Source organism: Photorhabdus aballayi (genome assembly GCF_026153155.1).
Taxonomy (GTDB): Bacteria; Pseudomonadota; Gammaproteobacteria; order Enterobacterales; family Enterobacteriaceae; genus Photorhabdus; species Photorhabdus luminescens.
In genome coordinates this window covers 1-15,315 of sequence record NZ_JAPFCD010000016.1, presented here as the reverse complement: position 1 = coordinate 15,315, position 15,315 = coordinate 1, and the positions used below count along the sequence as shown (strand labels likewise).

Sequence of the window (15,315 nt, the reverse complement as noted above, 5' to 3'; positions counted from 1 at the left end):
TGGATAGCTTTAACGTTATTATTGGCTCTGGAAATAGGTTGATATTATCGCCAGTAAGGGGGAACGAGCAATAGACTGGCGATTATTGGATGAATTGTATGGTTATTTTTCTGCTTCGCCGCCTAATGCTTCAATGGTGCTTTTAATCAGCGCACTTAATTCACCGGTCATCAGAATAAAGTCAGCATCAAACCGTTGGGCAAAATCTTCCCGGTCAATGTCATCATTTTGTTCACGCAGCGTATCACTGAATTTTATACGTTTGAAAGCGCCATCATCTGACAGCATCAATTGAATACGTTCTTCCCAATCGAGCGCTAGTTTGGTGACACATTTGCCGGCTTCTATATGGGTAGCGATTTCATCAGAAACCAAATCTTGTTTTTTACAACGAATCACGCCACCCTCTTCCAGAATAGCTTTTAGTTCAGCTTCATCCATTAAAGCAAAACCTGTTGGCAAATCACCGGAACGTACCCATTCTGTTAGAGTTAATTCTATTGGATCTTTGAATGTCAGGGGGACAACAGGTAAAGAACCCAGACTTTTTCTCAATAATGCCAAATTATCTTCGGCTCGTTTAGCACTGGCAGCGTCAACAACGATCAGATTATTGGCGATATCGATCCAAATATAAGTTTGGCTGAATCGGCTAAATGCCCGCGGTAGCAGGGTATGCAATATTTCATCTTTCAGAGAATCTTTCTCTGTTTTTTTAAGCTTGCGATGCTGTTCTCCTTCCAGTTTTTCAATTTTTGCCTGTAGCGCTTGTTTGATAACTGGTGAAGGCAACATCTTTTCTTCTTTACGGGCGCAAATCAGAATTTGGTTATTAGCGACATGAGTAAAAGCATCACTGTGTGAACCCATTGGCGGCACCCAACCTGTTTTCGCCATATCTTGACTGCCACATGGGGTGAATGCTAACGGACTCAATTGTTTTTCCAGTTCATCCGCAGAAAGTGAAATTTCCCGGTTTAAACGGTAAATCATTAAATTTTTGAACCACAACATAAAATTACCCCATATTTTTGCTCAATGAATCGGTGAGCATTGCAAACATAAGACAGCATGATAGCGAATCATAGAGATAAGCCCTAGTTTATTATGTCAATTATGCAAATTGGCGGCTTTTCTCTTAAAAGCATCGGCGTCTACAGTTCATCAAGCTGAGTTAAAACAGTTGCGGCTAATTGGCGTTATATTTCCATCAAGTGCTGAGACACGCCGTGCTTACTTATGGAAGTACGGCGCGGTCAGGTCATCCGTTGAAGTGAGGATTCACCGGAGTGGTTTAAATTCTTGCTTGAGCGCAGTGGCGTTTTTCACCCTTTGGCGTGGGAAGGGTATCAAAGGGTTCAATTAAATAATGATATATATCACGCTGCGGCAACGTACTGCCGTTAATCCTATTACCTTCGTACCAAAGGCATGAAGCAGCCGGTCCTTGACCACCATAGGGAAGATAGCCGTGCTCTTCCAGATGTAAGTCAGTATTACTAAGAATACTATCTGGCAGATGAAGGCGTTCGCTGAGTTGATGATGGATATAATCACTGGAACCAAACAGAGATATATACATAGCATTAGCAGGATACAAAGGATCAGAAAAATAATGAATTAAATCTTGATCTTGATAATATTTCTGTAAAAAGAAAACGGGAGCGAAAAATTCTTTATAATTGCCGCCTAACGATAATTCTTTCTCGAAAACCGTCGGTTTTATCATCCCATTGATGGGATTAACGTCTCCTCCATAGGTGCAATAGGGTCGATTTGCTTTAAATATTGAGGCAATTTTTACACTGTGATCAATGTCGCTATTAGGGCCGACAATATTTTTATAGTCGCTATAAGGTCCGACTTTATCTTCCATATTCTTCAAGTCAGAAATTAATCGCTCTTTGAATAGATCGTATATATCATTGTGCACTAATATGGCGTTCGGACCCGCGCAATCCTGCCCTTGATTGTACAGAACGACTCGTTTTGCACTTTCAACGGCCAGATTAATATCTGCATCTTTTGAGATAACGAGTGGATTATGACCGGCGCCATTAAGAATAAATAAAATGTTTTTTCTGAAATGTTTACGTACTTTTATCGCATTCTCTGGCGTTCCGGTAAAAATTACCGCATCAGTTATTTTTACTCGTTGACTTAAAAATAATTCTTTATCTTCATAAGAAATGGATAGTGTCGGAGAAAATTCCGATAAATTAATAACTTCCCCAAATTTCTTATAGTGTGTATGCATGGCTGTAGGAGGGCGTATGCATACGTTTTCTGCCATAAGCGAGGGGATAAAACCAAAACATACAGAAGCATAAATGGGTTGGTTAAGCGGGAGAAATGACGTGACGCCATAAATTTTCTTTTTGAAATATTCTCTGTTGTTCTCAATGTTATTCAAGACATCCATTGAACGAAGAATTTCATCTTCAGTGACGTTTTTACATTGATAGCCAGAGAGCGCTTCAACTAGAGCCTCGCGATTTTTCTGTAAAGCTGAGGAAAGTTCGTCGCATTTTTTTCTAATTTCGGTGAAATTAATTTTGCTGTATAACTTAGTCATATATATTGGAGTCTCCTCGATCTTATTGTTTATGAATTTCTCTTTTTGAGAAATATTAACTTCTTTATTAATGCTATTTTCTACCTTGTTTTTATGTGGGTTTTTAAAATGGGTTAAAATATATTGCATCTCATTTAAATTTAACCATGTTTTAATACGTGGACCTTTAGTATCGCCGAATAACCCTCGATAGAGCAGAGACCATATTTGGGATGATTTGTCATCTGAAAAATGGTCTTCATATATATTGATTATATGCTGGAAAAGTTGATCTTTAGTTGATATTTCTCCTGCGCTTATTGAGTTGGCAATGGCTAAGAAATAACTTTCTTCTTTAATGTTTTGCAACCCTTGATTTTCGTTTTTGCATGTCCTGATATAATAATTATAACTTATTTCCAATTCCTGTTCTGAAATAGATTCCCCCGGTTTTTTATAGCGATTTAGAAAATTCTCAGCCGCGAGTTTACTCGCCGGTTTTGACGCGTGTAATATTCTTGCTATCTTCGAAAAAGATAATCGTTTTCTATCTTTTTGCGAAATACTCACTTGATCATTGAGATGTGGCGCCAGCGCTACATAAAATTTAGACGATCTCTGGGGCTCTTTTGAAAGGTAAGTGCGGATTGCGTTTCGTGTAAGCAGGTGGAGAACATCATCCAAAGCGAAACTATTTCCTTTCGACTTCGATATTTTTTTACCTGCATCATCAAGAAAAAGCCCATATTTGTAAAAACGTGGAATTGGCCTGTTTAATGCGCCCGCGATCTGGCGCACAACCGCGGCGGAAACCAGCAAATCTTCACCATGCATTTCAAAATGAATGTTTCTGGCAAGGATGCGCATACCCCAGTCTGCTTTCCACTGAAGTTTGGATTTACCGTTTAGTACCGAAATAGTTTGCTCTTGATCTAGTATCTCATTTTTATAAAGTTCCCGAATTTCTACGCCATATTCATAACCGGGCTTATTAATGACTTCATCGCCAGGTATGTAATAGGTTATTTCTCCCGAGGCAGGGTTCACGCCGGTAACGATAATATGTTCCAGTACGGCGCCAGTTCTTTCAGAAATCGGCATAATCATACTGTAGGTTCTTTGTCTTAAAGATCCTGTTGATTCCTTGCATATTTGATTTAGCACTGAGAAATTTTGCAGGAATAGTTTGATTTCATCATTGTAATCGCCATTTTGATAGGCTAAAGAGTTCCTGACTAGCTGGCACTCTATTTCATATTCTGTGGCGAGTTTCATGAGTTGATATTCCGCCATTTCAGAGAATGACGGAAAATTGCCGAAAGGGTCCGGCACTTTGCTTATCGGTTGGCCTAGATAAGGCGTTAATTTTTCAGCATTTGGAATATTCAACGGCATTTTTCTGAAAGGGTCCAAATCATCTGAAATGAGATAAAAATTAACTGTTCTGCCTATTTTCTCCAATTCGGTTTTGATGAGATTGGCACGGAGGATTTCACAAAGGGTTCCTATGTGTGGCAGCCCTGTTGGTCCAAAACCCGCTTCGATATTGATTGATTCCTCATATGGTATAGCCTGATTAATTTCGAGGGCTTCCTTGACATACCATTTCATTTGCAGTTACCTCCATCATAATGTTTTGATTATTTAGGGTTAATGGTGATGAATAAAGACGGTAGAGGCGTTATCAACTTGTCAGGAAATCCTCAGTAATCCTGATGAAAAAAATGCTTATGCTGTAAGATGTTAGATTATTTTATGTTTTTTGCTTTGATGTCAGCGATTAACCTTAAAACCTCTTTAAAATGAATGAATAGTTAATGCTAGTTCTAGCTAATTAACTATTACTATAATCAATTATTGCTATTAATTTATGTTAAATTCATTCAGGCCGCTACAGTACTTGAGATGATGAAGTTTAATGATATTGTTTATAATGTTAAATAAAATTAATGTAATTATTGTTGCTGGTCAAGAGGGAAACATAAATTTTTTTATTTTCTCTTCATTGCTGAATTGAGTGAGATAGTAGGGGAGATAGGTGAATGTGTCATGCTGATCAGAAAAGTCGTTTATAGTAATTATAATGGTGATAAAGTTATTACCAGATTTTAATTTTAAAAATAGATCTGATATTATTTTTTCTTTTAAATCAGTATGATAATTGATTTTTATATTTTGTTTGTAAATTAATTTGTTATTTTTATTTTATTTAAAGAAATAAATAAGTTTTTTACTTTTTATAATATCTTTAATATATGGTGATATTTTATAATAAATAGTCTTAATTAATTCTAGAAATTAGTTTTATGTAAAATGAATAACATTGTTTTTTATATTTTTTAATATTTTATTATTTAAGAGTTAAAATGGATTTATATTTAAACTAAATATTTAAATTTTAATCTTAAAATAATTTTCCCATAAATAATGTGATTAATAACATTCAATTAGAAGGATAAATTTATATGGTGATGTGATTATTATCACAAATAATTGTAATTATTTTTTTGTTTAACGATGTAATTGTGCATTTTATCACGAAAATGATTTTTGCTTTTATTTATTATAGACTTACAATAGACTATTTGGTTGAAAGTTACATCAGAAAATTGAAATTCTAATAAAATCGTTCTTTTTTAATTAAAAGAGTTCAATCATTATAACCTAAATTAACGGTTATTTTATAATTAAATACCATAAACATTTATATAAGGAGACCATAATATGGATGATAATTGATTGCATAAAAATATTTACAATTTGTTAACAATTGTGCTTTATACGGTAATGTTATGAGGCGTATTTATTAGCCTGAATATTTTACCGGTTCAATTGAATAGCGAGATTTTTGTTCATAAATAAAGCTAATAATTAAATACGAAGTATTATAGGTATTTTATTCTAACTTAACTAAAATTAAATGCTGTTGAAGGTGGCTAAAGAGCAGATTTTGTCATGCTCGTGTTATAGAAGAGGCGAGATCCTGGCAAGGTGGTATGTCTGAGGGTAACTCTTTTGCGTGTTAAAAATGAAAAGACCCTAACTATAAAAAAACAGATTTATCTTGTTGGTTGAGATAAACGTTTAACAATTTCTCAGTACAATAGTCTGCGTTTGTTTGTTGAAGCGGCATATGATGGCGCAAACAGCGACAATCCAGCTTATGAAAAATAAAAACGGATGATTGTGGAAACCGACGCTCATCTGTACTTATAAGTTGACAGTGATAAGGAGAGTTGATTTTGAGTTCTCCTAAATTACCTAAAAAAGAGGTGTGAAATGGTTAACAATGTGTTGAAAGTCTCCACATTAGCCTTATTGGTCGCATGCAATGCCCATGCTGCAACGGTTGATTTGCGAGTAATGGAAACATCTGATGTTCACAGTAATCTGATTGATTTTGATTACTTTAAGGATAAGCCTACAGAACAATTTGGTTTGGTACGCACAGCGAGCTTAATTAAAGCGGCTAAAGCAGAAGCTTCCAATACCATTTTGGTTGATAACGGCGACCTGATTCAAGGTAGCCCATTGGCGGATTACGTGGCAGCAAAAGGCCTTAAAAAAGAGGAAGTTCATCCAGCACATCAGTTAATGAATACAATGGGTTATACCGTGGGTAACTTTGGTAATCACGAGTTTAACTTTGGTTTGGATTATCTGAAAAAAGCCATTGCGGGTGCGAAGTTCCCTTATATCAATGCCAACATCATAGATGCGAAAACCGGTAAGAACTATTTCACCCCCTATATCATTGTTGATACGCCGGTAAAAGATCGGGAGGGTAAAAATCATACCATCAAGATTGGTTATATCGGCTTTGTACCTCCCCAGATTGTTATCTGGGATAAGGTCAATCTGAATGGAAAGGTTGTTGTTAACGATATTACTGAAACCGCGAAAAAATTTGTTCCTCAAATGAAAAAAGCGGGGGCGGATTTGATTATAGCTATTCCTCACTCCGGCTTTTCCAAGGAGCCTTATAAGGCAATGGCTGAGAATTCGGTTTATTACCTGAGTGACGTTAAGGGCATTGATGCGATTATGTTTGGTCACTCGCATGGGGTGTTCCCAAGTAAAGAATTTGCAGACATTAAAGGCGTTGATATTGCCAAAGGTACGGTTAACGGTATTCCGGCCGTTATGCCGGGTCAATGGGGCGATCATTTAGGTGTTGTTGATATGGTTATCGACAACCAGAGCGGGACATGGAAAGTAACGCAGGCAAAAGCGGAAGCGCGCCCGATTTATGACAAAGTGAATAAAAAGGCACTGGTTGAGCGCGATAGTGAGTTGGCGCACATTGTCGATCAAGCTCATCAAGGTACCCAGGGTTTTATGGGTAAATTGATTGGCAAAGCATCTGCCAATATGTATAGCTATTTGGCTTTGATTCAAAGTGACCCGACAGTGCAAATCGTGAATGACGCACAGGCAGATTACGCTCGGCGTTTTATTCAGGGTGATCCTGATTTAGCGGATATTCCTGTTCTGGCCGCCGCGGCGCCATTCAAAGTCGGTGGGCGTAAAAATGCGCCCGACGAGTTTGTTGAAGTTGAAAAAGGCGATTTAACCTTCCGTAATGCCGCAGATTTGTATCTCTATTCCAATACGCTGGCGGTTGTGAAAGTCACCGGCGCTGATGTGCTTGAATGGCTGGAGTGTTCGGCCGGCATGTATAACCAGATTGATCCAAATTCAACTCAGCCGCAGTATCTGTTGAACTGGAACGGCTTCCGTACTTATAACTTCGATATGATCAGCGGCGTGAATTATAAGATTGATCTGACTCAGCCTGCTAAATATGACGTTGATTGCCAGATTGTTAATCAAGGGGCGAACCGTATCAAGGAGCTGACTTATCAAGGTAAACCAATCGATCCTCAAGCTAAATTTCTCATTGCTACCAATAACTACCGTGCCTATGGCGGTAAATTTGCCGGTACAGGCGAAGATCACATCGCATTTGCTTCACCGGATGAGAACCGTGCTGTTTTGGTTGCTTACATTGTCAGAATGTCTAAACAGCAAGGAATGGTAACGACCAAAGCCGAGCGTAACTGGTCGATTATGCCAATCAAAACTGATAAGAAACTGGATATCCGTTTTGAAACATCTCCAAGTGAGAAAGCGGCAAAATTCATCAAAGAGTTTTCCCAATACCCGATGAAATATCTGGAAAATGATGATATCGGTTTTGCTGTATATCAAATTGATCTGACTGAAAAAAAATAATTTTAATCGTTCGTCTCCTGCCCTAATTTGGGCAGGTTTTTTGTTTGTTTACCATCAACAGGGAAATAATTTCCCATAAGGAATTAAGATGCGTTTTTTTAATTTATTATCAGCAATATTCGTTTTGCTGGTTGTTGGCTGTGTGAAGCAACCAGAAGTCACAACAGTGACTGATTTGTTAGAGTCTCGATCAACATTGGAAACGGGGGCATCCTGTATCTTACCTGTGACTCCGCCGAAGGATTATGACTACGTTGCTAAAAGTGACAGTTATGGTCAGAATGCAACCGCATCGACAGATTACTTCAAACTGGCTATTAGTTATTCTCCTGCATTTTGTAAGAGCAAAGAAAAGAAGATTAACCAACTGAAAAAGAGTAACAAACATGCTGAGGCGCAGCGTGAATATGAAAAATTTGAATTACAATGCTTCTCCGAAAACAAATTTAGTTGGGTAATTCACGGTTTATGGGCGCAAACCTGCAACGGTAAATCAATGGCTCAGTGCCGTGATTGGTCTGATGTTCGCAAACATCCACGTCTTTGCAAAGGGGATTTGCCACAACTGGATTATCAGGTGATTGAACCTTATCTGTGCGCTTCTCCAGGGGCAGATCTGTTACAAGCCGAGTGGGAAAAACATGGTGTTTGCGCGTTTGCAACGCCAGAGCAATTTTTCAGTAAACAGCAGGAACTGTTCGATGAGTTAGTATTGCCGAGTAATCGTCCATCTAATGAACAGTTAATTAAATTTCTCCAGAAAAATAACCCATCATTGAAGGGGAAAGCCATTCAGATCAATCGTGATGAATTTTACATTTGCTACAGCAAAAATTTCGATGTGATTGATTGTCCAAAGCGTGAGTTGTGATGGTTCTCCTTTCTATAAAGGAAAATCACAGTGATGTGCCTGACCTACGGTTGCGTGGGTCAGGTTTACTTTCTCTTAATAGCCGATATATCCCTTTCAGAGGATATTTTCTTTTTTATCCTTTATAGGGGATAAACTTGAGTTTATCCCCTACAGGGTATATGTTTGTATTTATCCGTCATAGGGGATAATTATGAAGATCACATCATCAAAGATGCTCGCACTTGCAATGAGAGAGGCCCGCAAAAAAAGCAAGTTGACTCAGCGGGAAACGGCTGATCGGGTCGGCATGAAACAGAGCACTGTATCGGGGTTCGAGAAGTATCCAGAGGGCAGTAAGATAGAGACATTGTTCAAGTTACTCTCCGCGCTGGAATTGGAGCTACGTGTGTCGGAGCGTGGAAGTCCGCCAAGAACAGGTTCTGGTTGGAAAGAGGAGTGGTAATCAATGACAGCGTTGACGGTTGCGCTTAATGGTTTTGAAGTAGGAACGCTATTTCGTGATGGTGCTGGCGCGATGTCATTTCAGTACAAAGATGAGTGGCTGCTCCTGGATGGTGCTCGCGCCATCTCACTTTCAATTCCTCTTAGTTCCCAACGATATGGAGGCAAAGAGGTGTTCAACTTCTTCGATAACCTATTACCAGATTCGGATGTGGTTATTGCCAGGATACAGGCGCGGTTTAAGGTACAAAGCAAGCATCCTTTCGATCTATTGGCTAGTGTGGGAAGGGATTGTGTAGGGGCCATTCAGCTTTATCCTGAGGGGGCAAATATCCCTTCCGTCAGTAATATGGTTGGTGAACCGCTCAATGATGATGCGATTACCGAGCTGTTAGAAGGGTATCAAAGCGCCCCGTTGGGAATGACAGAGCGAGATGATTTCAGGATCTCATTAGCCGGAGCTCAAGAAAAAACCGCTCTCCTCTGGCATCAGGGATGTTGGCAGCGCCCCCGGGGAAGCACACCCACGAGTCATATCTTCAAACTTCCAATTGGTAGGATTGAACAGAACAATATTGATCTCAGCGAAAGCTGTGAAAACGAATGGCTTTGCCTAAAGATTGCCAAGGCATTTGGCCTCCTTGATGAGCAGTCAGGGGATTATCGCTCTGCAAAAGTGATAATTAAGATATAAGGTAATTAATGATATAAAGTTATAGCAACTTATAACTAACAATAGTGCGAACATATTTTTTTGTGAAATATATGGATTTTCCACTTTTTAGATCTGTCATTTATTACAAAGAAAAGTTACGTTTTCGTCCCATTAGGCCATAATTTTCCTTTATTAATAACAAAACCCCAATACCTAACACTGATTCAACCTAAGAAAATAGTAACGTTCAGGAAATAAATTTGGTACTTATTTGGTGCTTAACTATTAAATTTTTTATATTTTAATGCTAAGGTTGTGATTCTACAACCTAAGTTAGGGATACAGCGCCTCTTAGGTAATTTAACAAAAAGCTAAGATGGTAATTACTTATGTCACATATGATTTATTTGTCGTTAAATGGTAAAAAAACAAGGTTTAATTTCTGCTGGTTGTTCAACTCTTGACTCTATAGGAAATCGGTATCAAAAAGGGCACGAAGATCAAATACAAGTATTGAGTTTAAATCATACTATAACTCGCGAATAACATGTAGATCATCATCCAATTCAATTCATAAAACCTGTAGATAAATCCTCTCCATTGTTAGGAATGGCAATATCTTCAAACGAACTAATGACAGCGATTTTTTTCTTTTACAGAATAAATCCTGCTGGACACTTAGAACTTTTTTATGAAATTAAATTTACAGAAGCAAGCATTGTTGATATTTCATGCACATACCCGAACTCAATAAATAACAATAATATGATGCCATATGAAAAAATTCTCCTTAAATACAAATCTATATCTTGGAATCATAAAATAGCTGGCACATCCGGTTATAGCATATGGGATGATAGAGTTTATTAAAAACAAGCTAAGCATATATAAATATATATGCTTAGCTTTTCCTTCTCTCACTTATATACGCAAAAATTATAAAGCAAACAATAACAACAATAACACCAAATAATGTTAACCAACCCCACACATTTGGAAAAAAGAATAGAGCAATAGATGACCATATAACAATAACTACCAAAGGAGTATACGACCATAAAAGATCCTTAAAGAATATAAAAAAAAGCTCCTTAAACCACTCTTTACTGAAAAGTTTTTTGCTCATATTCATACTCAAATGTTAATTATATCCGCAATTGCGTGAACAATATCATCTTCACTGCGCTGTTTCCCGATAAGGTTACTTCCTTTCGATAATACAGGTTCAACTATAAAATACAACATTTCCAACTCTTTGCTATATAAAGCCCAATAAAAAGGTGGACATTCTCTTTTTAGCTTATTTGCTGATATAGCAGCGTGCTCAACGTAACCATATGATTGAAAAGCTACTAAACCGGCATTTATAAATTTTCTCGCAATATTCTTTATAACCACATTTCTTATTAAGGATTGATATATCACTTCTGCTATCGAAATAGATATATACCCGTCATCTTTCAAGTTGCCTCTTTGTTGGCTGCGCTCACTCACCCCGGTCACATAGTTATCTATGCTCCCGGGGATTCGCTCCCTTGCCGTCGCGATGCATCTTGAAATCCATTGGGTATAATATATATTCTTTCTCTTGCTTCATCATTTTTTTCTTTTAATAATTGTTCAGTAAATATTTCTGCTATTTGCTTTATGAAATTCCTTTCTTCTATTACACTCCGCAGAGCTAAAATCATTCTCCAATCTTCTCTATTTATATTATTATTTACATCACGGTATCCATCAAAGAAATATGATGTTCTCCAGAGTGCTCGTTTTAACCCTAGTCCGATTGTGTCTACAGTGTCTTCTGCTACTTCTTTTAACCCACTACCTATTTTCTCCGCATATAACTCTAGAATCCGATCGGATTCCATCTTCATTTTCATATAATATTCAATATAGTTTGTCATACTTTATCTACCTAATCACAGGAAATGGACAGAAACTCATACATTAATACTTTATATAAAAATAGCCATATCGACCATATAATAGCAATATTCTCAAGCTTATGTCTATCTATTAGAACTACAAGGAATACATGTGAACAAACTACCTAACATACTCCAGTGGAAAATGACATTCCTCATTACTCTACAAGTGTAGTGGCTCACAAAATCAGAACATTTGTATAACTTCTTCCCATTGCTTTTCGTATTTAGCCAGTGAAATTCCCCCATTATAACTATGAGGGTGCTGATATCCCGAAATGAACAGTACCTGATGTAGAAAACTATCCAGAAAAAACACGAGATAAAACGCTGCTCGTAGGCTTATGGCAATTCACGTCAAGGCCATTCTCTCTCTTCTGTTATCTGAATGCTGTGTATTGTATCGAGGCCTGAAAAATATAAACATCAATGTTATTTAAGCAACGAATTGATAAAGGGTTTTAAGATCTGATGTTATAGAATGTTATTAAAATTAGATCTGAAATTGACTAATTTAGCCGTAATTAACTTAATCAATTTAAATGTTGATCTATATATACCCTATGGATTTCAAGATGCATTGCGACGGCAAGGGAGCGAATCCCCGGGAGCATAGATAACTATGTGACCGGGGTGAATGAGTGCAGCCAAAAAACTTGTATTGTCACGTAGTCGAGTGACTAGACTCGTTGCTCAAGGCGCTATTCAGGGAATAGCCGAAACGGAATTAAATAAAAAGTTGAAATGTGATATCACTCTTAGCGTTAACGTTAATGATTTATTGCAAGAGTATGATAACCATTGCGTCTAAATGACACCAGATTTCCTAGAGATGACATAGTAGTTAGGAATGAATGAAATGAATACGATAAAGAAATAGTGGGTGCTCACTGTTGTTTCAGTCGCGTTATCGCTGGTTGCTATCGATATGACAGTGTTATATACCGCGTTACCGAGTCTGACCCACAGTTTGGGGGCGAATACAACGGAAAAATTATGGATAGTGAATATCTATCCTCTTATTGTCTCTGGGTTGTTGCTAGGGGCGGGTACTTTGGGAGATCGCATCGGGCATAAACGGTTGTTTGTTTACGGCCTCATCATCTTTGGGTTCTCATCCTTGGCGGCGGCCTACTCTTATTCGCCGGAAATGTTGGTTGTTTCTCGGGCATTATTAGGGGTTGGGGCGGCAATTATGATGCCTGCCACATTGTCGATTATTGCTTTGACATTCGAAGATGAAGATGAGAAATCATTTGCCATTGGGATCTGGACGGCGGTTGCCTCTGGCGGCGCGGCAATAGGCCCTCTGATTGGCGGCTTATTGCTTGAATATTTTTGGTGGGGATCAGTGTTTCTGATCAACGTTCCTTTGGTGATTTTGACACTCATTCTGTCGTGGTTGTTTGTCCCAACGGCGAAAACAGATTCGTCTCATCCGTGGGATCTTATTGGCTCATTGCAGATCATGGTTGTCTTGATAAGCTTCGCTTATGCCATCAAAGAATTTGCCAAACGGCAGCCCTCTTATATCGGGATATTGATAACTTCCACCCTGACGATAGGTTTTCTGGCGCTGTTCATTCGACGGCAAAAACGTAGTGCGCATCCGTTGATTGATTTTGACCTGTTCAAAAGTCCGGCTTTCTCATCCGCGGTTATCGCAGGGCTGGTGGCTTCCTCCTGTTTAATGGGCCTTAATTTGGTGTTAAGCCAGCGTTTGCAACTGGTATTGTCATTAACGCCTTTGCAATCCGGGCTCTATTTCCTGCCATTCTCATTGGGCGCGATTGTTGCAAGTCCTGTGAGTGGTTGGGTTCTTCCTCGTTTAGGAAGTGCACGATTCCTCATAACTTCGTTGCTGATGTATGCCGTTGCCATACTGGCGCTCATAGCGAGTTTTTCAACGCCTCTACCTTTGCAGATAGTTTGCTTTTTTGCGCTCGGGATGTGTCTTGGAGCAACAATGACCGCTGCGTCCAGTACGATCATGCAGGCTGCGCCGCCAAATCGGGCAGGTATGGCGGCGTCCGTTGAAGAGGTTTCTTATGAATTAGGTGGTGGATTGGGTATTGCGATCATGGGTAGCATTATGTCATTCATCTATAGCTATTTCATTGATATTACAGTGGATTCTCCAGTTTACGATGCTGCTAAAGATGGTATCGATGGGGCGTTGATTGCGGCAAAAGATATGGCGCCGGATGCGGGGCAAGCGTTGGTCAGTCTTGCTAAGTCAGCGTTCGACGATGCTGTTTTTTCTGTGATGGGCGCTGCGTCGCTGTTTCTCCTGATCATGGCTGTGCTGGTGTGGTTCAATTTCCGCCGCTCTTCGCTGAGTGATGCATCTCATGCCGCGATTCATCGTCAGTGAAATAGGTGAATAGGATCGATTGCACCCGTCGTTTCGTAATCGGAAGTTAATAGAAGTTAATAGTTGAATAAGGGAACCGCATTTTTGCGGGTTCCCTTACTCATTTAGTTTCATGGGTACGCTTGGGTTTCGCCTTGATATTCAACCCAGTGACCCTATTTTTTATTCATTCTCTATATTGATAAGGATTAATTCGCCATTTTATGTGATATTTGTCACGTTTTTTTTGTGTTCGTATGATAAATATCGTGATCTTGTGGTCATAACATTGAGAGAGCGAAATTCTCTGTTATTTGTCTCCACTCCATCCTACTCAGTTGGACGCGGTCTATTGTTCTCGCTAACGCCACGTATTAAATGATGGCGATTTTACGCTGTCATTTTTTTACTGCGGAACAGGCCGGCGCTATTTAAAAGAACAACATGTAATGACGTGTTTAATAGCCTCTGGCGTGATCCCCGTTTTAGGATCATGGTTCAATTGTGTAAGGTTTCAAATATGGATGGATTAGTTTTCACCTGCCGAATTGGCGCACTATCCCAGACAACTTTTCAGGTATCGCAATTTACCTTGCAGGAAGAGCTATCACAGCTTTATAGCCTGACATTAAAGGTGGCGAGTTCACGTGACGATATTCCCCTGAATGACCAACTGGGTCGCCGTGCATCCTTGACTATTACCCGTAATGGCGTGGCCGAACGGACCATTAACGGTTTGATAACCGGGGCTGAACAGGGTAATACCGACGGCCGCCGCACTTTTTATATTTTCACTATCCGCCCCGATATGTGGCTGATGACGCTGAATCAGGATAGCCGTATTTTCCATTGGCAGTCCGTGCCGGAAATCTTAACCAAATTGCTGAAAGAGCACCGTATTCTCTTTGTCCGCGATACGCTCTATAAACACTATACCGAACGGGAATACACCACGCAAAAACGTGAATCGGCCTATGATTTTTGGTGTCGACTGGCGGCGGAAGAAGGCATGGTCTTCTGGTTTGAGGAAAAACAGATGTTGTTCTGTGATTGCCATCTGGGCATGCAGGCGGATATCCAGCTCACTTACAATACTCACCCTGAAACCGACGAGACCGATACCACGGCGTACCAGTGGAGTTATGGCGAATACCTGTGCCCGAATGGCACGGTCCAGAAAGACCATAACTTTCTGAACCCCAAATATGCGCTCGAGCATCAGAAGCAAGCCGACGACGATAGCGGGTACGATTCGGTGTTTGAAAGTTACGGGCG

Annotated in this window: 11 protein-coding genes and 1 pseudogene; 8 read left to right on the top strand and 4 right to left on the bottom strand. The window is 39.2% G+C overall.

Features of this window, described 5'->3' with window-relative positions; genetic code table 11:
• Nucleotides 1-102 precede the first annotated feature (102 nt).
• Both rdgC and OO184_RS10465 read right to left on the bottom strand, forming a co-directional pair.
• Nucleotides 103-1,014 (bottom strand): recombination-associated protein RdgC, encoded by a 912-nt coding sequence (gene rdgC / locus OO184_RS10470; protein ID WP_265379132.1) that lies wholly within the window; start codon nucleotides 1,012-1,014, stop codon nucleotides 103-105.
• 280 nt (nucleotides 1,015-1,294) lie between these two features.
• Nucleotides 1,295-4,165 (bottom strand): aldehyde dehydrogenase family protein, encoded by a 2,871-nt coding sequence (locus OO184_RS10465; RefSeq protein ID WP_265379131.1) that lies wholly within the window; start codon nucleotides 4,163-4,165, stop codon nucleotides 1,295-1,297.
• Nucleotides 4,166-5,833: 1,668 nt separating this feature from the next.
• On the opposite strand from OO184_RS10465, the gene OO184_RS10460 reads away from it, so the two are divergent.
• The 5 genes and pseudogenes from OO184_RS10460 to OO184_RS10440 all read left to right on the top strand — a co-directional run bounded on the left by OO184_RS10460 (nucleotide 5,834) and on the right by OO184_RS10440 (nucleotide 10,629).
• Complete coding sequence (locus tag OO184_RS10460) at nucleotides 5,834-7,789, top strand: bifunctional 2',3'-cyclic-nucleotide 2'-phosphodiesterase/3'-nucleotidase (protein WP_265379130.1); 1,956 nt, start codon at nucleotides 5,834-5,836, stop codon at nucleotides 7,787-7,789.
• A gap of 88 nt (nucleotides 7,790-7,877) precedes the next feature.
• Nucleotides 7,878-8,660, top strand: coding sequence for a ribonuclease T2 family protein (locus OO184_RS10455; RefSeq protein ID WP_265379129.1), 783 nt, complete (start codon nucleotides 7,878-7,880; stop codon nucleotides 8,658-8,660).
• 214 nt (nucleotides 8,661-8,874) lie between these two features.
• Nucleotides 8,875-9,105: a helix-turn-helix domain-containing protein gene (locus OO184_RS10450; protein WP_376712552.1), complete on the top strand. Its 231-nt coding sequence runs from the start codon at nucleotides 8,875-8,877 to the stop codon at nucleotides 9,103-9,105.
• 3 nt (nucleotides 9,106-9,108) lie between these two features.
• On the top strand, nucleotides 9,109-9,798 hold the full coding sequence (locus OO184_RS10445; RefSeq protein ID WP_265379127.1) for a HipA N-terminal domain-containing protein: 690 nt from the start codon (nucleotides 9,109-9,111) through the stop codon (nucleotides 9,796-9,798).
• 350 nt (nucleotides 9,799-10,148) lie between these two features.
• Nucleotides 10,149-10,629, top strand: a pseudogene (locus OO184_RS10440) (Hcp family type VI secretion system effector).
• 264 nt (nucleotides 10,630-10,893) lie between these two features.
• On the opposite strand, the gene OO184_RS10435 reads toward OO184_RS10440, so the two are convergent.
• Both OO184_RS10435 and OO184_RS10430 read right to left on the bottom strand, forming a co-directional pair.
• The gene (locus OO184_RS10435; RefSeq protein WP_265379126.1) at nucleotides 10,894-11,262 is read right to left on the bottom strand and encodes a hypothetical protein; all 369 of its coding nucleotides are present in this window, start codon (nucleotides 11,260-11,262) and stop codon (nucleotides 10,894-10,896) included.
• An 8-nt stretch (nucleotides 11,263-11,270) separates the two neighbouring features.
• On the bottom strand, nucleotides 11,271-11,666 hold the full coding sequence (locus OO184_RS10430; protein WP_265379125.1) for a hypothetical protein: 396 nt from the start codon (nucleotides 11,664-11,666) through the stop codon (nucleotides 11,271-11,273).
• Nucleotides 11,667-12,324: 658 nt separating this feature from the next.
• Between OO184_RS10430 and OO184_RS10425 the strand changes: the two genes are divergently transcribed.
• The 3 genes from OO184_RS10425 to tssI all read left to right on the top strand — a co-directional run.
• Entirely contained in the window at nucleotides 12,325-12,498 is a 174-nt protein-coding gene (locus OO184_RS10425; protein ID WP_176414673.1) for a DUF1062 domain-containing protein, read from the top strand.
• Between the two features lie 72 nt (nucleotides 12,499-12,570).
• The gene (locus tag OO184_RS10420; protein WP_265379124.1) at nucleotides 12,571-14,061 is read left to right on the top strand and encodes an MFS transporter; all 1,491 of its coding nucleotides are present in this window, start codon (nucleotides 12,571-12,573) and stop codon (nucleotides 14,059-14,061) included.
• 499 nt (nucleotides 14,062-14,560) lie between these two features.
• The coding region (tssI, locus tag OO184_RS10415; RefSeq protein WP_265379123.1) for a type VI secretion system tip protein TssI/VgrG at nucleotides 14,561-15,315 on the top strand (755 nt) is incomplete at its 3' end.

What these genes read in the sequence shown, in the direction of transcription:
- rdgC (WP_265379132.1), bottom strand. Translation starts at nt 1,014, where the DNA reads ATGTTGTGGTTCAAAAATTTAATGATTTACCGTTTAAACCGGGAAATT.
- OO184_RS10465 (WP_265379131.1), bottom strand. Translation starts at nt 4,165, where the DNA reads ATGAAATGGTATGTCAAGGAAGCCCTCGAAATTAATCAGGCTATACCA.
- OO184_RS10460 (WP_265379130.1), top strand. Translation starts at nt 5,834, where the DNA reads ATGGTTAACAATGTGTTGAAAGTCTCCACATTAGCCTTATTGGTCGCA.
- OO184_RS10455 (WP_265379129.1), top strand. Translation starts at nt 7,878, where the DNA reads ATGCGTTTTTTTAATTTATTATCAGCAATATTCGTTTTGCTGGTTGTT.
- OO184_RS10450 (WP_376712552.1), top strand. Translation starts at nt 8,875, where the DNA reads ATGCTCGCACTTGCAATGAGAGAGGCCCGCAAAAAAAGCAAGTTGACT.
- OO184_RS10445 (WP_265379127.1), top strand. Translation starts at nt 9,109, where the DNA reads ATGACAGCGTTGACGGTTGCGCTTAATGGTTTTGAAGTAGGAACGCTA.
- OO184_RS10430 (WP_265379125.1), bottom strand. Translation starts at nt 11,666, where the DNA reads ATGACAAACTATATTGAATATTATATGAAAATGAAGATGGAATCCGAT.
- OO184_RS10425 (WP_176414673.1), top strand. Translation starts at nt 12,325, where the DNA reads ATGAGTGCAGCCAAAAAACTTGTATTGTCACGTAGTCGAGTGACTAGA.